This is a genomic window from Mesorhizobium sp. WSM4841, from assembly GCF_055811515.1.
Window position 1 is genome coordinate 17,183 of the sequence record NZ_JBVVQC010000014.1, and the last position, 17,812, is coordinate 34,994.

General features: G+C 63.5%; 14 protein-coding genes and 1 pseudogene. 8 read left to right on the plus strand and 7 right to left on the minus strand.

The features are described from left to right. Positions 1-76: 76 nt before the first annotated feature. The 6 genes and pseudogenes from AC0L14_RS17945 to AC0L14_RS17970 form a co-directional block, all read right to left on the minus strand. Positions 77-1,316: pseudogene (locus tag AC0L14_RS17945) on the minus strand (MFS transporter). Positions 1,317-1,589: 273 nt separating this feature from the next. Beyond that, complete coding sequence (locus tag AC0L14_RS17950; RefSeq protein ID WP_123148847.1) at positions 1,590-2,051, minus strand: Ros/MucR family transcriptional regulator; 462 nt, start codon at positions 2,049-2,051, stop codon at positions 1,590-1,592. Between the two features lie 147 nt (positions 2,052-2,198). Beyond that, positions 2,199-2,903, minus strand: coding sequence for an ROK family protein (locus AC0L14_RS17955; protein ID WP_473750235.1), 705 nt, complete (start codon positions 2,901-2,903; stop codon positions 2,199-2,201). 17 nt (positions 2,904-2,920) lie between these two features. Continuing rightward, a complete protein-coding gene (gene zwf, locus AC0L14_RS17960) occupies positions 2,921-4,297 on the minus strand; it encodes a glucose-6-phosphate dehydrogenase (protein ID WP_473750236.1) in 1,377 nt (458 codons plus the stop codon). Between the two features lie 16 nt (positions 4,298-4,313). Then, positions 4,314-5,330, minus strand: coding sequence for a phosphogluconate dehydrogenase (NAD(+)-dependent, decarboxylating) (gnd, locus tag AC0L14_RS17965; protein WP_473750237.1), 1,017 nt, complete (start codon positions 5,328-5,330; stop codon positions 4,314-4,316). A gap of 33 nt (positions 5,331-5,363) precedes the next feature. Continuing rightward, positions 5,364-7,775 (minus strand): glucan 1,4-alpha-glucosidase, encoded by a 2,412-nt coding sequence (locus tag AC0L14_RS17970; protein ID WP_473750238.1) that lies wholly within the window; start codon positions 7,773-7,775, stop codon positions 5,364-5,366. A gap of 202 nt (positions 7,776-7,977) precedes the next feature. Here AC0L14_RS17970 and AC0L14_RS17975 point away from each other — a divergent pair, with 202 nt between their 5' ends. Genes AC0L14_RS17975 through AC0L14_RS17990 form a run of 4 tightly spaced genes read left to right on the plus strand, consistent with a single transcriptional unit; the run spans position 7,978 to position 12,490 of the window. Next, complete coding sequence (locus AC0L14_RS17975) at positions 7,978-8,991, plus strand: substrate-binding domain-containing protein (RefSeq protein WP_473750239.1); 1,014 nt, start codon at positions 7,978-7,980, stop codon at positions 8,989-8,991. A 45-nt stretch (positions 8,992-9,036) separates the two neighbouring features. After that, a complete protein-coding gene (locus AC0L14_RS17980) occupies positions 9,037-10,557 on the plus strand; it encodes an ATP-binding cassette domain-containing protein (RefSeq protein WP_473525828.1) in 1,521 nt (506 codons plus the stop codon). Position 10,558: 1 nt separating this feature from the next. Next, a complete protein-coding gene (locus AC0L14_RS17985) occupies positions 10,559-11,539 on the plus strand; it encodes an ABC transporter permease (RefSeq protein WP_473525827.1) in 981 nt (326 codons plus the stop codon). 3 nt (positions 11,540-11,542) lie between these two features. Next, on the plus strand, positions 11,543-12,490 hold the full coding sequence (locus tag AC0L14_RS17990) for an ABC transporter permease (RefSeq protein ID WP_473525826.1): 948 nt from the start codon (positions 11,543-11,545) through the stop codon (positions 12,488-12,490). A gap of 361 nt (positions 12,491-12,851) precedes the next feature. On the opposite strand, the gene AC0L14_RS17995 is transcribed toward AC0L14_RS17990, so the two are convergent. After that, positions 12,852-13,664 (minus strand): helix-turn-helix domain-containing protein, encoded by an 813-nt coding sequence (locus AC0L14_RS17995; RefSeq protein WP_473525825.1) that lies wholly within the window; start codon positions 13,662-13,664, stop codon positions 12,852-12,854. Between the two features lie 113 nt (positions 13,665-13,777). On the opposite strand from AC0L14_RS17995, the gene AC0L14_RS18000 reads away from it, so the two are divergent. The 4 genes from AC0L14_RS18000 to AC0L14_RS18015 all read left to right on the plus strand — a co-directional run bounded on the left by AC0L14_RS18000 (position 13,778) and on the right by AC0L14_RS18015 (position 17,809). Then, entirely contained in the window at positions 13,778-14,914 is a 1,137-nt protein-coding gene (locus AC0L14_RS18000; RefSeq protein WP_473525824.1) for an ABC transporter ATP-binding protein, read from the plus strand. Next, positions 14,895-16,058, plus strand: a complete 1,164-nt coding sequence (locus AC0L14_RS18005) for an ABC transporter substrate-binding protein (RefSeq protein ID WP_473525823.1) — start codon at positions 14,895-14,897, stop codon at positions 16,056-16,058. Before AC0L14_RS18000 ends, AC0L14_RS18005 begins: the two co-directional genes overlap by 20 nt. Positions 16,059-16,133: 75 nt before the next feature. Next, the gene (locus tag AC0L14_RS18010) at positions 16,134-16,997 is read left to right on the plus strand and encodes an ABC transporter permease (RefSeq protein ID WP_473750240.1); all 864 of its coding nucleotides are present in this window, start codon (positions 16,134-16,136) and stop codon (positions 16,995-16,997) included. After that, the gene (locus tag AC0L14_RS18015; protein WP_473485886.1) at positions 16,997-17,809 is read left to right on the plus strand and encodes an ABC transporter permease; all 813 of its coding nucleotides are present in this window, start codon (positions 16,997-16,999) and stop codon (positions 17,807-17,809) included. Before AC0L14_RS18010 ends, AC0L14_RS18015 begins: the two co-directional genes overlap by 1 nt. Positions 17,810-17,812: the final 3 nt, after the last annotated feature.

Consider the following 17,812-nt stretch of genomic DNA (forward strand, 5'->3'; position numbering starts at 1 on the left):
TCCCGATCGATGAGTGCTGAGACGTGGCGGGGTCATTCGGAGTTCGCGGGCCGCGCCTGGATCAGTATGCCCTGGATCAGTTTCGCCCGTTGAGGTGGCGCACCTTGCGCAGTTGCGGGAACAGCACCGCCCACAGCCCGGCGACAACGACTGCCCCGACGCCGCCGATCACCACCGCGGGCACGGTGCCGATCAATGCCGCCATGGTGCCGGCGCGAAATTCGCCGAGCTCGTTGGAGGCGCCGACGAAAACCTGATTGACGGCGTTGACGCGGCCGCGCACCTGGTCCGGCGTCCACAGCTGGATCAGCGTCTCTCTGATGTAGACGCTGAACATATCAGTGGCGCCGAGCAAGGCGAGCGCTGCGATCGACAGCCAGGTGATGGTGGAGAGGCCGAACAGCACGGTAGAGGCGCCGAACAGCGCGACGAAGCCGAGCATGACCACGCCGGCATGGTTGCGGATCGGATGTCCGGCCAGCCAGATGGCAACGCAGATGGCGCCGATGCCCGGTGCCGAGCGCAACAGTCCCAGACCCCATGGGCCGAGTTCGAGGATGTCGCGCGCGTAGACCGGTAGCAGTGCCGTGGCGCCGGATAAAAGCACGGCGAACAAATCGAGCGAAATGGCGCCGAGCACGATCTTTTCGCTCCAGATATAGCCGAAGCCGGCAAACAGGGTCTGCATCGTCGGCCTGTCGGTTTCGCTGCGCTGGGCAGGCTTCGGGATAGTAAAGACCAGCACCGCGGCGACAAACATCAGAACGGCTGCGGTGCCGTATGCCGCTTCCGCTGAAAGCCCGTAGAGCAAGCCACCGGCGACCGGTCCGACGACGGTCGCCGTCTGCCAGGCTGACGAATTCCAGGCGATCGCGTTGCCGAAATCCTCAGGTGGCACGAGGTTGGCGAACAGCGACGCTGCCGCCGGTCCGAAGAAGGCGCGCGCGATGCCGAACATGGCGAGCACGCCGAAGATCAACCCCGGCCCGCTAAGGCCGCGCAGCGTCAGCAGCAGCAGCGCCAACGCGCAGATCGCCTCCAGCAGTGCGGTCAGCGCCATGATCAGGCGGCGGCCGAAACGGTCGGCGACCACCCCGGTGACCAACACCAGCAGCAGCGAAGGCAAGAACTGGACAATGCCGACAAGGCCGAGATCGAATGGATCGCGGGTCAGGTCGTACACCTGCCAGCCGACGGCGACGGGATACGATCTGGGTGGCGAATGTGGAGAGGAAGCGTGCCGCCCAATAACTCAGGAAGGGTTTGTGGCGGAAGGCGGCATAGCGCCGGTCGGGCGATGTCTGTTCGGCTGTCATTGTGAATGGCCCCGACGAGATTGTGTATCGGCCGGCGGGGCTCTTCCACGAAGGGCGCTGGTCCAACCACAGCGCTTTTAGCGCAGTTCGGTGCGGGGCGCGCGCAAAAATCGGCTCTGGATCGAGGATTTCCGGGCTACCATGCTAATTGCATGGGGGCAAACGCGCTCGGCGGAGGTGGAGAGGCTATTGGGCGCGCAGGTCGAGTTCCTTCGCGCCCTCTCTGACTCGCCAATCTTTGAAGCTTGCGTTTGCCGGGCTTCGAACGACGTGTCAGACCGTGGCTTTGGGCTTCCTGGCCTTCTTGACCGGCGCCGGCGGGGCGGCCTTGCGGCCAAGGCCGATCGCCTTCGCCAGTTGCGAGCGCGAGGCCGCATAATTGGGGGCAACCATCGGATAGTCGGCAGGCAAGCCCCATTTGGCGCGGTAGGCATCCGGCGTCAGCCCGAAATGAACGCCGATATGGCGCTTCAGGGATTTGAACTTCTTGCCGTCTTCGAGGCAGATGATGTAGTCCGGCGTCACCGATTTCTTAGGATTGACGGCGGGGATCAGCGGCGCTGCCACCGGAGCGGCGGGTTGTCCGAGTCCACTTATCGACGCGCTGACGCTGGCGATGAGATCGCCGAGGCCGGAAGCGGGCAAGCGGTTCTTCTCGACGTAAGCGGACACGATGTGAGCGGTCAGCTCGAGAAGGTCGATGTCCTTGCGGGCCTTGTTGCTGTCGTCGGTCAATCTATTTTCTCCGTTAGTGGGGTCGCAGAATTCCTAGTCGGCAAATCTGCGTAACGCAATGACGCCGCACCACGCCACACATTATTTTGAATAACAATACTAACGCCCGGACCAGATCAACAGGTCTGATCGCAAACCATTATAATATCAGATAATCAGGGATTTGTCGCGCCACAGTCGAAATCCCCCTTCGAAGGCGCGTGTGTTGTCGCCGCGCCTGCAACCGGCAGGCAATTCGTCTAACTCGTCGACATTGCCGCCGCCGATGACCACATAGTCAGGCTGCATGGCGGCGCGCAGCCGCTCGACGACGTCGAAGACGTGTTTGCGCCACTTCTTCTTGCCGCGCTTTTCAAGACCGCGTTCGCCGACATAGTCCTCGAAGCTGCCGCCCTTCTTGTAGGGAAGATGCGCGAGTTCCATCGGCTGGGCGACGTTGTCAACGATCATCGCAGCACCCAGGCCTGTTCCCAGACCCAGGAACAGCATGCGCCCGCCTTCATAGCTGCCGACTGCCTGCATCAGCGCGTCATTGACGATTTTCACCGGTTTACCGAACTGCGTTGCAAAGTTGCATCCGACCCAGCCCTTGCCGAGATTGGCGGGGTCGGTCAGCGGCCTGTTGTGGTGCACCGGGCCGGGATAACCCATCGAGACGACGTCGTAGGGCAAGCCGTCGGCGAGCGTCTGCACGGCCGCGATCATCTGCTGCGGCGTCAGGCCGGGTCCGGAATCGGCCCTGCGCTCCTCGCCGCCGGCGCTGGTGAGGATCTTGACGTGGGAGCCGCCAATATCGATCGCAAGCACGATGTTTTCGCTATCCGGTGCCGACTTCTTCGCCGTTTTGGCCATTGCGTCGCCTCTCGAGATCATTTCGCCGGATTGATCCAGCCGTTTGGTGGTCCGAATCCGGCCATCGCATCGGCAGGACCCCATGTCCCCGGCTCATAAAGCTGCGGCGGCGTGGTGTCGCCAAGCACCGGGCCGACGATCCGCCAGGCGAGTTCGCTGGCGTCCTGGCGGGTGAACAACTGGCCGTTGCCGTTCATGGCGTCGCCGATCAGCCGCTCATAGGGCGGCATGTCGCCCTTGCTGTCGTCGAGCGCGGTGAGTTCGACCTGCTCGCCGATCATATCGTCACCGGCGGCTTTGCGTTGGGCGCCAATCGAGATCGCTACCTGTGGGTCAATGCGGAAGCGCACATAGTTTGCGTCGCCCGGTTTGATCGGGTCGAAGACGTCGAGCGGCGGCCGCTTCAGCCGGACAATGACCTCGGTGGCGTGCACCGGCATTGATTTGCCGGCGCGGATGAAGAAGGGCACGTCCTGCCAGCGCCAGGTGTCGACGAAAAACCGCACCGCCGCGAACGTCTCGACCGGCGAGTTTGGCGCGACGCCCGGCTCGCTGAGATAGCCTTTGAATTGGCCGCGCACGACATCGTCTTTGGTCAGCGTCCGGATCGCCCGCAGCACCTGTACCTTCTCGTCGATCAGATCGTCGGCCGAGCGACCAACGGGCGGCTCCATGGCAAGCAGCAGCAGGATGTTGAGCAGGTGGTTCTCGATGACGTCGCGGATGCAGCCGACCTCGTCGTAGAAGCGGCCACGGCCCTCGACACCGAAATTCTCGGCCATGGTGATCTGGACGCTCTCGACGAAATTGCGATTCCAGATGGGCTCGAGGAAGGAATTGGCGAAGCGGAAATAGAGCAGGTTCTGAATCGCCTCCTTGCCGAGATAATGGTCGATGCGAAAGATCGACTGTTCGTCGAACACCAGGTGCAGGACCCGGTTCAGACAGCGCGCCGATTGCAGATTGTGGCCGAAAGGCTTTTCCACCATCAGGCGCGCGCCCTGGGCCGCGCCCGACTGTTCCAGCCCCTGGATGACCGTCTCGAACATGGTCGGCGGCACCGCGAGATAGTGCAGCGGGTGCTGCGCGGTTCCGAGCGCGCTTTTCAGCTTCTCGAATGTCGCGGCGCTACGGTAGTCGCCGCTGACATAGCGAAGCAGCGAGGCTAGTTTCGCGAAGATCTTTTCGTCGACCTTGCCGATAGCCTTGACGATGCCGTCGCGGGCGCGCGCCTGCAGCTGCTTCAGGTCCCAGGCCTCGAAAGCGACGCCGATCACCGGCTCGGTCAGCGTTCCCTTGGCGACCATGGTGTAAAGTGCCGGGAAGATCTTTTTGTGGGCGAGGTCACCGGTCGCCCCGAAAAGCACCAGCGTGTCGGACCGTTCCTGGTTCATGAGCGTGCCTTCCCTGTCACGAGCCGGTCTTCGGCTTTTCGACATGGCCACCGAAGGCGTAGCGCATGGCGGACAGCAGCTTGTCGGCGAATTCGGATTCGCCTTGCGAGGAGAACCGGTCGAACAGGGCCGAGGACAGAACCGGCGCCGGCACGCCGGTGTCGATCGCCGCCTTCAGCGTCCAGCGGCCTTCGCCGGAATCCGAAACCCGTCCGCCAAACTGCGTCAGGGCCGAGTCGGCCTTCAACGCGCCGGCCGTCAGATCGAGCAGCCATGAGCCGATGACGCTGCCATGCCGCCAGACCTCTGCAACCTGGGCGATATCGATGTCGAACTGGTAGTATTGAGGGTTTTCCAATGGACTGGTTTCAGCGTCGGCCGTCCGCTGTCTCTTGCCTGCATTCGCCGACCTCAGGATGTTCATGCCCTCGGCATAGGCGGCCATGACACCGTACTCGATGCCGTTGTGGACCATCTTGACGAAATGGCCGGCGCCGCTCGGTCCGCAGTGGAGATAGCCGAAGGGGGCGGTTCCTGCATCCTTCCCAGGGGCGGGCATCCCGGCGTCGGCGCCCGGCGCCAGGGTGGCGAAGACCGGATCGAGATGCTGGACCGCGCTGTCGGGGCCGCCGATCATCAGGCAATAGCCGCGCTCGAGGCCCCAGACTCCGCCGCTGGTGCCGACATCGACGTAGTTCAGGCCTTTCAATGCCAGGCGCGCTGCATGGTCGACAGCCTCGTGATAATAGGAATTGCCGCCGTCGATGATGATGTCGCCCGGCTCCATCAGGTCGGCCACCTGGTCGACGATCCGGCTGGTGATCGCCGCCGGCAGCATCAGCCAGGCGCTGCGCGGCTTGGTCAGCTTGCCGACGAAATCCTCCATCGAAGCCGCTCCGATCGCGCCAGCCGTCACAAGGGCGGCGACGCTGGCCGGGTTGATGTCGTAGACCACGCATTCGTGGCCGTCGCGCAGCAGGCGCCGCACCATGTTGGCGCCCATCCTGCCCAGTCCCATCATTCCGATCTGCATGTTTCTCGTCCTGGTTCTTGAGGGATAGAAGATCTATTGGTTATCCATCTTGTCGATACCGATGGAAAAGTCGACCTTCTCCCAACAGCCGGCATCGGGCCAGAAAAAAGTAAAGACGATCGTATTGCCCGGTGGAATATCGGCAACGGGCAGGTCCGTGAGATGGATGCCGAAGGCATTCTCGGTCGTCTCGGCATCATGGACGGTTGCCCAACCGTCGCTGCTCCAATGCACCACCGCCCGGGCCAGCAGCTCGAGGCGCAGCATCTTGCCAGCGGGCATGGTGCGGAGCTTGTGGTTGAAGCGCCATGTCCGGCGCGGCGCCACGGTCCTGTCCTCGATGTAGCGCTTCACGCCTTGCGGCGGCATGTCGAAGACCGCGCCGTCGCTGAGCGAACGCAGCAGCTTGATATGCTCCGAATGCGCCCAGACCAGCGGCATGGCGCTGCCCGTCGGTCCACCGTGCCGCAGTTCGCGTTCCGGCATGTCGGGACCATCCCAGACCTGCTCGGGCAGCAGGCCGCCAGGCCCGGCTGAGGCTTCGAACGTCTCGAGTAGGCTCGCCGCTTTGTCCTTGCGCCCAGCCGCCAGTTCGTAGTGGGCGCGCTCGCCGACCAGCAGCGGCCAGGGCCGGCCCGGGCCGGTTCCATCGAAGGGCGCGCCGTCGGCGTGCTCGCCATAGCCGTCGCCGGTATAGCGATACCAGACAGGCCCCTGCGGCAGGTCGCAGCGCAGCCGCGCGTCGATGACCTTGACCGTGTCGACGATGCGCGGATCGTCGGCGGCCCTGAGGCCGAAGCGGACGAGCGCCAACGCATCCGGGCTGACGATCGCCTCGGCCGGCCGGTCGGTGTCGCCTGGCGGCCGGTTCTTGATCGGCACATAGCCGTCCTTCGGCGACGCCGCACCGGCGGTGTCGGGCGGCGCGATGCGGACGTAACAGCCTTCGACGCGGACCTCCTCGCAGAGTGGAGTGCCGGTGACATAGGTCCAGCGCTCGATCTGGTCGTTCCAGACATCGGCGGTTTCACGCAGATAATTTGCCGGCTCTCCCTTGCCGCAAACGTCGAACATGTCCGCCGCGGCAAGCAGGGCGGCGATCTCGACGGCAAGCGTGAATGGGCTGTAGCCGGCATCCTCTTCCCAGCGGTCTTCGCCGGTGACGGGACCGTTGCGCACGACATAGGAAGCGGCGCGCTCGATCATCGGCATGAGGGCGAGCAGCTTGGCGTGCGGCAGGTGCCCAGCCCGGCGCAGCGCGTCGGCGAGCAGCAGCGGAAAGGCGCATTCGTCCATCTGGATGCCGGCCCAATAGGCAGACCCGTCGAGCCAGGCGTTCTGTGGCCAATGACCGTCCGGCTGCTGAATGGAGCGGAGATAGGCGAGGATATCAAGCGCTTGCGCCGGATCGCCGGCGGCCAGGAAGCCGCCCGCGGTTTCGATCAGGTCGCGCGGCCAGACCAGGTGATAGCCGCCAAGATCGTCGTCGCCCTTGCTGAAGCCCCATGGGATCGACAGGCTGGCGACGGCCGCTCCGGCGGATGATCGGTGCGTCGCCAGAACCGCCGTGCTGACACGATAGGTATTAACTCCGGACGCGGCGTGCCGGTCCAGCGGCAGCAACCCTGCCTGCCAATCCCGCCATTTCTCGACATAGGATTTGGCCGCGGGCTCAAAACCCCGCTTCAGGCTGGCCGAGGCATTTTCCGCCGCCTCTTGTGGCGTCATTCCGAAACCCAGCGCCAGCAGGGCCTTCAGGTTCGCAGCCGAAAAACCGATCTCCCCGGTCAACGCGACATTGCCGTCTTCGGCCCTGCGGCAGGCCGGGTCGAGCCGGCCGTCACGACGGAGTTGCTGCCAGCCGTCGGAAACGCCGACGTAGCCGGCCGAACATGCTCCCCAGGGCAGCGAAGAGGCCAGCGCCAGGCAGACGCCACGTCCCGATGCAAACAGGACAGGCTTTCCCTCGTAGTCGCCGACCCAGGCCGTGTTGGCCATGCCGGCGTTGACCAGATGCGGCGCCAGCAGTGCGTAGACGCGGTGGTTGGCAACCGCGCCATCCGACAGCGCGAAGCTGATTTCCTGCAGCAAAACGGGGCGTTCCGGGTCCGTAACGATGCGCTTTTCGATCCGGTAGGTACCATCGGCGGCGGTGTTGACCAGCCTGTAAACGGGCATCCCATCCTCGAACGGCTCAACGCTGTGCACGGCATCGCGCTTCTCTTCCGAGAAATAGCCGCCGGGGCCGGTGACGACCAGCCCCGTGTCTCGCGTGCAGGCGCTGTCGAGGCTGGGATAATAGACTTCGTTGAGGATGCCGTGGCTGATCGTAAACCAGATAGGGCAGGCCGGCGAAAGCGCAGTTCCGACGCCGCTCTTGGCGCTTGACGTCCAGCGCGCCGGAATTCCGGGTGCACCCAGCGCATCAGTCGGCGTCGCTGCCATCTCGATTTCGGTCTCCCTGCCCCACCCCTAAACCAGGAGCCGAACCCTTTTCAATCATGGCACCGCAAGTTGATCGTCAAACCGCTACCGATCGCTGTTGACAAGTGCGCCCATCTAAATTTGTCTGACAATATTGAAACGAGGGTCGTCATAACAGCCACCAGCAGCCAACAACTACCAGCAATCCATGGGAGGATAACACATGAAGAAGATACTCGTCTTGAGTGCCCTGGCGGCGATGCTTGCGTCAGGCGCCGCGCTTGCCGACACCAGCGACAAGAAGATCGCCTTTTCCAACAATTATGCCGGCAATTCGTGGCGACAGGCGATGCTCGACAGCTATGCCATCGTCACCAAGAAGGCGGTCGCCGACGGGGTGGTCGCAGCCGCGGACATCTTCACGACGGCCGACAAGGAAGTGCCGACCCAGGCAGCCCAGGTCCAGAACCTGATCCTGCAAGGCTATGATGCGATCGTCATCAACGCCGCCTCGCCGGACGCACTCAACGGCGCCATCAAGCAGGCCTGCGACGCCGGCATCGTCGTCGTCTCCTTCGACGGCATCGTCACCGAGCCCTGCGCCTACCGCGTGGTCGTCGACTTCAAGGACATGGGCAGGCAGGAACTCGAGCAGATGGCCAAATTCCAGCCTAAGGGCGGCAATCTGCTGGAAATCCGCGGCCTTGCCGGCACCTCGATCGATGACGCCATCCATGCCGGAATTCTGGAGGGCGTCGCCGCTCATCCCGAGTTCAAGATCGTCGGTTCGGTAACCGGCGACTGGGATCAGACCACAGCACAGAAGGCGGTCGCGACGATCCTGCCATCGCTGCCGGAAATCGTCGGCGTCGTCGATCAGGGCGGCGACGGCTATGGCGCGGCGCAAGCCTTCGCCGCAGCCGGCAAGCCGCGTCCGACCATCATCATGGGCAACCGTCAGGACGAGCTGCAATGGTGGAAGGAACAGAAGGACAAGGACGGCTACCAGACCTGGTCGGCGTCCATCGCGCCGGGCGTATCGTCGCTGGCCTTCTGGGTGGCGCAGCAGGTGCTCGACGGCCGCACTGACGTCCCGCATGATCTCTTGGTGCCCTACCTCGCCTTCACCCAGGACGATTTCGAGGCTGCGCTGCCGAAAATCCCCAAGGGTGGTGTCGCCAGCCACGAATACACGCAGGAAGACGCCATCGCGGCGATCAAAGCCAACATCAAGTGAGCGTGGCACGTTGCCAACTGCATCGCCAACTGGATATCGCTAGGGATGCCTAGGGGTAACGCAGACATCGTCAGGCTGGACGGCGCCGAAAAACATTTCGGCGCCGCCAATATCGACATCATCAGACTGGACGGCACCGAAAAACGTTTCGGCGCCGTCAGGGCGCTCGCCGGCGTCGACTTCCACGTTGGTGCCGGCGAATGCGTCGGCCTCGTCGGCCACAATGGCGCGGGCAAGTCGACGCTCATGCATATGGTGGCGGGCACGCTCCTGCCCGACAGCGGTCGGATCGCGGTGCGTGGCGCCATCGAGGACAATTATTCGGTGCCTCGCGCGCAACAGCTCGGCATTCGTTGCGTATTCCAGGAACTCTCGCTGTGCCCGAACCTCAGCGTTGCCGAGAACACGCGTATCAACCACCCGGCGCTGCGCGGTTTTGGCTGGCGGCGCAAGGCGGCCGATCTTATTGCCGCCAAGCTCGACGAGATATTCCCGGGCCACAGCATCTCCGCCTCCGATATCGCCAGCGACCTTTCCATTGGCAGGCGGCAGATGGTCGAGGTGGCGCGTGCCTTCACGGTGACGCAGGATCCGCTCGAACTGGTCATCCTCGACGAGCCGACATCCTCGCTCGACGCGCATACGGCCGGCCAGTTGCTGGCCTTCGTCAGGCGCTTTGTCGCCGGGGGCAAGAGCTGTATCCTGATCTCGCATGTTCTGGCCGAGGTGCTCGGAAATGCCGACCGCATCGTGGTGATGCGCGACGGCAAGGTCGTTGCGTCAGACGCGGCGAAGGCTTTCGACCGCGACAGGCTGGTGACGACCATGGGGGGAGCGGAAGCGCGTGAGAAGATCGCGGCCGAAATCGCGACCCAAAAGCCGGAGACCGGTCCGTTACGGGTCCGGGCCCGGCCGGCGCGGCAAGAGGACGGCAACGAACTTGTGGCGCATGCAGGCGAGATCATCGGCCTTGCCGGGCTTGCCGGCCATGGACAGACCGACCTGCTGCTCGCGATCTTCGCCGCCGCTGCCCGCGCCAAAACCGGCTTCGAGGTCACCGCGCCGGTGGCGCTGGTGGCCGGCGACCGCCAGTCTGACGGGATCTTTCCGCAATGGTCGATTGCGCAAAATATCGGCATCCGTTCGCTGGCGCGATTGCGCAACGGCCTGCTGATCTCGCCGCAGCGCGAAGCCGAGCTCGCAACTTTTTGGCAAAAAAAGATCGGCATCCGCACGCCCGACATGAACAACAACATCTATTCGCTGTCCGGCGGCAACCAGCAGAAGGCCTTGTTTGCCCGGGCGCTCGGCTCCGACGCGAAGATCGTGCTGATGGACGACCCGATGCGCGGCGTCGATATCGGCACCAAGCTCGAGGTATACGACCTTGTGCGCGAAGAGGCTGGCCGCGGCCGTACCTTCCTCTGGTACACCACGGAAACCGAAGAGCTCGACAATTGCCACCAAGTCTATGTCTTCAAGAACGGCCGGATCGTCGCCAACCTTGGTCGCGACGAGCTGACGGAGGAAAAGATCATCCAGTCCTCGTTCGGCGATGCGGCCTGAGATGACGGCAGCACCCGTCGAGACCGGCATCAAAAGTTTCTCCGAGCGCGGCAGGCTGGCGCGGGCGCGCCTGTTGCGCGGCCTGCTGCCGGCATTGTCGCTAGTGCTGGTACTGCTGGCGATCGCCTGGCTCAATCCGCGCGCCATCAGCTATTTCGGCTTCAGCCTGATGCTAAACCTGGCGATCCCGATCGCCTTGGCGACGATCGCGCAGATGTTCGTCATCGCCGGCAACGAGCTGGACCTGTCGATCGGCACTTTCGTCGGTTTCGTCGGCTGCGTCACGGCGACGTGGCTGAAGGACGCGCCGCTGGTCGGCGTCTTGATCCTGCTCGGGTCGATCGGCGTCTATGCGCTGCTCGGCGCGCTGATCCATCTGCGCAATCTGCCTTCAATCGTCGTGACGCTCGGCATGAGTTTTGTCTGGCAGGGTCTGGCCATCCTCATCCTGCCGAAGCCCGGCGGCAAGGCGCCGGACTGGCTGCTGTCGCTCATGGCCTTCAAGCCGCCTTTCATTCCCTTTCCGATCATAGCGGCGCTGCTGATCGCCGCGATCGTCCATTTCGGGCTGATGCGCACCTCCTACGGCGTGATCCTGCGCGGCTCCGGCGGCAATGCCGCGGCTCTCAGCCGCGCCGGCTGGTCGTTGCTCAAGACCAAGATCGTGCTGTTCGCATTGACCGGCCTGTTCGGCGTTTTGTCCGGCATGGCCCTGATCGGCATCACCACCTCGGCTGATGCCAATATCGGCAACGGCTATACGCTGCTTTCGATAGCCGGCGTCATCCTCGGCGGCGGCGAATTTGTCGGCGGCCGGGTATCGCCAATCGGCGCGGTGATCGGCGCGCTGACGCTGGCGCTCGCCGCCTCGCCGCTGCTGACCTTCATGCACATTCCGCCCGATTGGCAGGTGGCCGCCAATGGCGCCATCCTCATCATCGTGCTGGCGGCCCGGGTACTGATCAGCCGCAGGGAGAGGTGAGCGATGGCCTCGTTGCGGTTGCTGCTCGCCAAACCCTGGATCTGGTCCTTCATCGGCGCGCTGCTGGTTTGGCTGGCGACGATCACCTTCACCGGCGGATATGGCGGCGGCGGCATGATCACGGCGGCACTTTCGCTTGCCGTCTTTACCGTCATCGTCGGTGTCGGCCAGATGTTCGTCATCACGCTCGGGCCGGGCAATGTCGACCTGTCGCTGCCCGCCAATATCGGCCTCGCCAGTGCCGTCGCCATGAAGGTGATGGACGGCAATGACCAGATGATCGCCGTCGGGCTGCTGGCGGCGCTGGCCTGCGGCATGGCGATCGGCGCCGCCAACTATCTCTTGATCTGGGCGCTGCGCATTCCGCCGATCATCGCCACGCTGTCGGCGAGCTTCATCATCCAGTCGATCGACATCAGCTATGGCCGCGGTTTGCAGATCAAGCCGCCTCCGGGCTTTGCCAATTTCACCAACTGGCAGATTCTTGGCGTTCCGGTGCTGGCGATCCTCACCGTGCTGTTCACTATCGGCGCTGCGATCGCGCTGCAGCGCATGATCTATGGCCGTTCGGTGCTGGCGATCGGCCAGAACATTCGCGCCGCGTGGCTTGCCGGCGTCAATGTCAGCCGCATCCGCTTCCTCACCTACACGCTGTCGGGCGCGCTCGGCGGCCTCGACGGGGCGCTGCTCGCCGGCTATTTCCGCGGCGCCAATGTCGATATCGGCAATGAGTACCTACTGGCCTCTATCGCCGTGGTCGTCATCGGCGGCACGTCGGTGGCCGGCGGCAAGGCCAATGTGCCGGGCGTCTGGGGCGCGGCGCTGTTCCTGGTGCTGCTCTTGACCATGCTCAACACGTTCGGCGTCAGCGCCGGCGTCCGGCTGCTGCTGACCGGACTGATCATCGTCGGCGTCATCACCGCTGCCGGCGGCCAGAAGGCGCTGCGCTGATCGTCATCCTCGGGTCTGCGCCGCGTCGCTTCGCTCCTTGCTCCGCCCAGGATGACGATCGCTGCGGCGGCGAGGTCTTCCGCGAAAACATCCGGTTCCCATCCGGCATCGGCCCTGTAAATCGTTCGGCCGATATCATTGCGAGAGAATTGCGTGTAGCAATTTCGTCAGCGTTACCAGGGATGGCCGACGTCGCGGTCGTGAACATCGACAACCCGCCGCTCAACGCGCTGCTGGCACAAACGGACCGGCAAGGATGTTTTCAAGCCGGCGCCCCTGCTCCGGCAAATGGCAGCATCCGGCTCCTGGGAAGGCGTTGTCAGCTAAATTGCCTGAGCGAGGCCATTTTCGAAATCGTGGATTACCGAATCCGAGCGTCCATGATCTCGACGAAACGCGCGAAGAGACCCGCCTGCGACTTGATCTTGAGCTTGCGATAGATGTTGCGGCGATGAACCTTTACGGTTCCCGGTACGATGCGCATCGCCCTGGCTATCGATTCCGTGGAATGCCCCTGAAGCACCAGATCGACAACATGCTTTTCGCGCGGCGTGAGCGAAAGGCTCTTCCAGATATGAGCACGTTCGAATTCGTTGACTGTAGCCATCGCCTCGTCATGCTTCGTCTCTGCCGGTTTGTCGGCCGGAAGACCAGGCCAGCGCAGCCTGACGAAGCTGATCACCGCCGGCGCCATGTCGCGCAGTAGCCTGGTATCGGCGGTTCCGAAGGGTCCCGAAGCGTGCAGTCGCATCAGCGAGACCACCAGCGCGTCCTTTCCCGACAGCGGCACGAAGAAACCGACCTCCTCGGCCAGCTTGGTCTGGCTATAGTAGGAGCGGTAATATTCGCTGGCATAGAAGCGATCCGGCGCCAGTTCGCGCATGCGCCAAAAACCTTCCTTGCGCTCGACCGCCGCGTGGTGGAACGGGTCGAGCAGATAAGGCCCTTCCTGATAGAGCGCGACGAAGACGTGGCTTTCGGTTGGGGAGAACGTCTCGAACAGCAGCGGCGGGCGCGACGCGCCGCGATAGCCGAAGATCACACAGTGATCGAAGCTGACATGCTGCCGGAGCCAGGCGACCATCGCCTTGCCGAAAAGCTCGCCGCTCGTCTCCCGTGTCGCAGCGATGAGCGTAGCGAGCTGGTTGTATTCGTCGTTGCGCGATACGCTCAATCCATACCCCTTTAAACGATAAAATAGACCAAATATACCACCCGCGAGGTATATACTAGCCGGCATTGGCTCTGATAGCGTTTCGAGATTGTCTTGTTGCTGGAGCCGCAGCTTTGACCGCAGTACCCGATATCGAGTTTCGCGGGGTCACCAAACGCTACGGCAGCGTGACCGCGGTCAGCGGCATCGATCTTGCCATCCCGCCGTCTGCCTTTGTCGCCTTGCTCGGGCCGTCCGGCTGCGGCAAGACAACCTGCCTGCGCATGATCGGGGGCTTCGAACAGCCGAGCGAAGGCGCAGTCTTCATCCGCGGCCGCGATATGGCCGGCACGCCGCCCTATCGGCGGCCGGTCAACATGGTGTTCCAGCAATATGCGCTGTTTCCGCATCTGGATGTCGAGGACAACATCGCCTACGGGCTGCGCCAGGCGCGGCCGCGGCTGGCGTCGCGGGAGATCAGCCTGAGAGCAGGCGAGGCGCTCGCCATGGTGCGGCTTGCCGGCTACGGCCGCCGCAAGATCCACGAGCTTTCCGGCGGCCAGCAGCAGCGTGTCGCCCTGGCGCGCGCGCTGGTCAACAAGCCGGCGGTGCTGCTGCTCGACGAGCCCCTGGCGGCGCTCGACAAGAAGCTGCGCACAGACATGCAGATAGAATTGCAGAACCTGCAGCGCGAGATCGGCATCACCTTCGTCCTTGTTACGCACGACCAGGAAGAAGCCCTGTCGATGAGCGATTTCGTCTGCGTCATGAATGGCGGGCGCATCGTCCAGCTCGGACAGCCGAACGAGATCTATGACGAGCCCGCCGACCTGTTCGTCGCCGACTTCGTCGGCAAGACCAACCTGTTGAGCGGCAAGGTCGCCGGGCATTCGGGCAACCTCGTCGAGGTGGCGCTCGCCGACGGTACCGTCATTGCCGCGCGCAAGCGGACTTCGCTGCGGCAGGACGAAGCCGTTTCGGTCAGCCTGCGTCCTGAATCTTTAAGCCTCGGCGCGCCGGGAAGCGGCCGGCTCAACGGCATTGTCCGCAACCGGATCTTTCTGGGCTCGACCGCGGAATACGCGATCGAGGTTGGGGGTATCGGAACGCTGCTCGCCAAGGCCGATCACCTGATCGGCAGTGGAAATCTCTTCAAGCCGGGTGAACCCGTCGCCATCGGCTTTACAGCCGGAACGCCGCTCGCGTTTCCGGAACCCAAGAACAACGGGACCAACCAGAGGGAAAACAGACATGTCGAAATCATATCGTGACGGACTGCCGATAAGCCCCGAAAAATTCGTCGATCAATTGATGCGCCTCAAGCGCGGTTCCATCGGCCGCCGCGAGTTTCTCGGCCTCACCGGTCTTGGCATCGCAACGGCGGTGATGGCCCGCGAGCTAGGCATCATGCCGTCGCCGGCCTTCGCCCAGGAGGGTCTTGGCGACCGCATGTCGATCGCCACCTGGCCCAATTATCACGACCCGGCAACATTCGAGAATTTCAAGGCCGAGACGGGCGTCGCCGTCGAGGTCAATGTGTTCGGGTCAAACGAGGAGATGCTGGCCAAGCTGCAGGCTGGCGCCTCGGGCTGGAGCCTCTTCGTTCCGACGAACTACACCATCTCCACCTACAAGAAGCTCGACATCATCGAAGCGCTCGACATGGCCAAGCTTGCCAATTTCGACGGCTCGCAACAGGACCTGCGCTTCACCTCGGAAGGCACGATCGACGGCGTAACCTACGCGGTGCCGAAGAATTGGGGCACCACCGGATTTGCCGTCAATACCAAGAAGCTCACCAAGCCGATGACGAGCTGGAAGGAATTCTGGGACACGGCCATGTCGGAGGGCGACGGCCGGACCATGGTTCACGACTACCAGCTCACTACGATCGGCAATGCGCTGAAATATTTCGGCTTCTCGTTCAACTCGCTGAAGCAGGACGAGCTCGCCAAGGCGGAGGAATTGCTGCTGAAGGTCAAGCCGCATCTGTTTGCGGTCTCCAGCGACTATCAGCCGTCGATGCGTGCCGGCGACGCCTGGATGACGATGTGCTGGACCAATGACGGGGCTCAGCTTCACCGCGACATTCCCGAGATCGCCTATGTGCTTGGCAAGGAGGGCGGCGAGATCTGGACCGACTTCTACGCCATTCCGAAGGATGCGCCCAACAAGCCCGCCGGCTATGCCCTTCTCAACTATCTGATGGACCCGAAAGTCGCGGTCAAGGAGCATCTGGCCAACGGTGCGCCCTCCACCGATGCGCGGGTCAATGCGCTGCTGCCCAAGGAAGTGCTGGACAATCCGATCCTCTACCCGGCGGCCGATCTGCTGAAGCCGCTGGAATTCGGTGCGGCTGCGACGCTGACCGATCCGGGCCGGGCCGAACTGATGGCACGCTTCAAGTCGGCTTGAACCGGGCGGGCCATAGGTCCGATGCAGGCAACTCACCCGGCGGGCAGATGTCCGCCGGCACCCGGGCGGGTTTCAATGCGCAGCAATGTCCTTCGTCACAATCTCCTGACTGCGCTGTTGCTCGGTCCAGCAGCGGCGTGGCTGGTGGTGTTTCTGGTCTTGCCGTTCGTCGCAATCGCTGTCTTCAGCGTCGGCGAGCGGGCGCCGGAAGGCGGCTATCAGGCCGCTTTCACCTTGGCGCAATATGCCAATCTTCCGGCGCGGGCGACCGCCTTCTGGAACACGATGGTGTTGGCGCCGGCGGGCGCATTGGCCTGTCTTTTCGTCGCCTATCCGGTCGCCTATTACCTCGCTTTGCGCGCGCCGGAGCGGTGGCGGTTGATCCTGCTTGCGCTCGTCGTCATCCCGTTCTGGACTAGCCTGCTGATGCGTACCTACGCCTGGATGTACGTTCTGGGTGGGCGCGGCATCCCGGCGTTGCTGACCTATGTCGGGTTCGAAGATGTGCGGCTGATCAACACGCCGGGCGCGGTCCTGCTCGGCATCGTCTATGGCTATCTGCCGCTGATGATCCTGCCGATCTATGTCAGCCTCGAGCGGCTCGATCGCCGACTGCTGGAAGCCTCCGCCGATCTCGGCGCAACGCCGATCTCGACATTCCTTGGCGTGACGCTGCGGCTGTCGCTGCCGGGTGTGATGACCGGCTTCTCACTGGTGATGATCCTACTGCTCGGCGAATATCTGATCCCGACACTGCTCGGCGGCGGCAAGGTGTTCTTCATCGGCAACGCGCTGGTCGATCTGTTCCTGCAATCACGCAACTGGCCGTTCGGATCGGCAATCGCGATCACGCTGGTTCTGGTCTCGGTGGTGGTGCTGATTGTCGCCAACCGCATTTCGACCCGGCTTTCCGGCGCGCGCCGGGTGGACCTGATCTGATGCGCGCCTTCGTCGTTGCGGTCTTTGCCTTCCTGTACCTGCCGATCGCGCTTGTGGTGCTGTTCTCCTTCAATGCCGGTCGCCACGCCAGCGAATTCACCGGCTTCTCGGTGCAGTGGTACGGCAAGGCGCTGTCGAACCCGTTCCTGGTCGAAGCGCTGAAGAACAGCCTGTTCATCGCCACCACCAGCGCCTTGCTCGCGGCGCTGTGCGGCACGGCGGCGGCGCTTGGCCTGGCGCGTGTCGGCGCGCGGACGCGGGCCGTATTCGATGCGCTTTTGGGTGCTGCGATCGTCGTCCCGGGTGTCGTCATCGGCATCTCGACGCTGGTCGCGCTCGTCCAGCTATTTGGGGTCGTCAATCCGTTTCTCGCGTCGCTGTGGCCGAACGACCAGCCGCCACGCCTGGCGCTCGGGTACGGCTCGATCATCGCCGCGCACGGCCTGTTTTCGATGGCGCTGGTGGCGATGATCGTCGGCACACGCCTCGGCAGCCTCGACCGCAATCTGGTCGAGGCCTCGAGTGATCTTTACGCCACCCCGCTGACGACCTTCCGCAGCATCGTGTTGCCGCAGATCATGCCGGCGGTGATCGCCGGCTTCCTGCTCGCCTTCACCTTCTCCTTCGACGATTTCATCGTCGCCTTCTTCGTCGCCGGCGCACAGACGACGTTGCCGATCTATGTCTTTGCCTCGATCCGGCGCGGGGTCACGCCGGAAATCAACGCCATCGCGACGATCGTCCTCGTCGCCTCCGTTCTGCTTGTGGTGCTTGCCCAATGGCAATTGCGCCGACGCAATCCATCAAACTGAAAG

Excerpts from the sequence above, each read along its gene's own strand:
- AC0L14_RS17955 (WP_473750235.1), bottom strand. The coding sequence starts at position 2,903 with ATGGCCAAAACGGCGAAGAAGTCGGCACCGGATAGCGAAAACATCGTG.
- AC0L14_RS17990 (WP_473525826.1), top strand. The coding sequence starts at position 11,543 with ATGGCCTCGTTGCGGTTGCTGCTCGCCAAACCCTGGATCTGGTCCTTC.
- AC0L14_RS17985 (WP_473525827.1), top strand. The coding sequence starts at position 10,559 with ATGACGGCAGCACCCGTCGAGACCGGCATCAAAAGTTTCTCCGAGCGC.
- zwf (WP_473750236.1), bottom strand. The coding sequence starts at position 4,297 with ATGAACCAGGAACGGTCCGACACGCTGGTGCTTTTCGGGGCGACCGGT.
- AC0L14_RS18010 (WP_473750240.1), top strand. The coding sequence starts at position 16,134 with ATGCGCAGCAATGTCCTTCGTCACAATCTCCTGACTGCGCTGTTGCTC.
- AC0L14_RS18015 (WP_473485886.1), top strand. The coding sequence starts at position 16,997 with ATGCGCGCCTTCGTCGTTGCGGTCTTTGCCTTCCTGTACCTGCCGATC.
- AC0L14_RS18005 (WP_473525823.1), top strand. The coding sequence starts at position 14,895 with ATGTCGAAATCATATCGTGACGGACTGCCGATAAGCCCCGAAAAATTC.
- AC0L14_RS17980 (WP_473525828.1), top strand. The coding sequence starts at position 9,037 with ATGCCTAGGGGTAACGCAGACATCGTCAGGCTGGACGGCGCCGAAAAA.
- gnd (WP_473750237.1), bottom strand. The coding sequence starts at position 5,330 with ATGCAGATCGGAATGATGGGACTGGGCAGGATGGGCGCCAACATGGTG.
- AC0L14_RS17975 (WP_473750239.1), top strand. The coding sequence starts at position 7,978 with ATGAAGAAGATACTCGTCTTGAGTGCCCTGGCGGCGATGCTTGCGTCA.
- AC0L14_RS17970 (WP_473750238.1), bottom strand. The coding sequence starts at position 7,775 with ATGGCAGCGACGCCGACTGATGCGCTGGGTGCACCCGGAATTCCGGCG.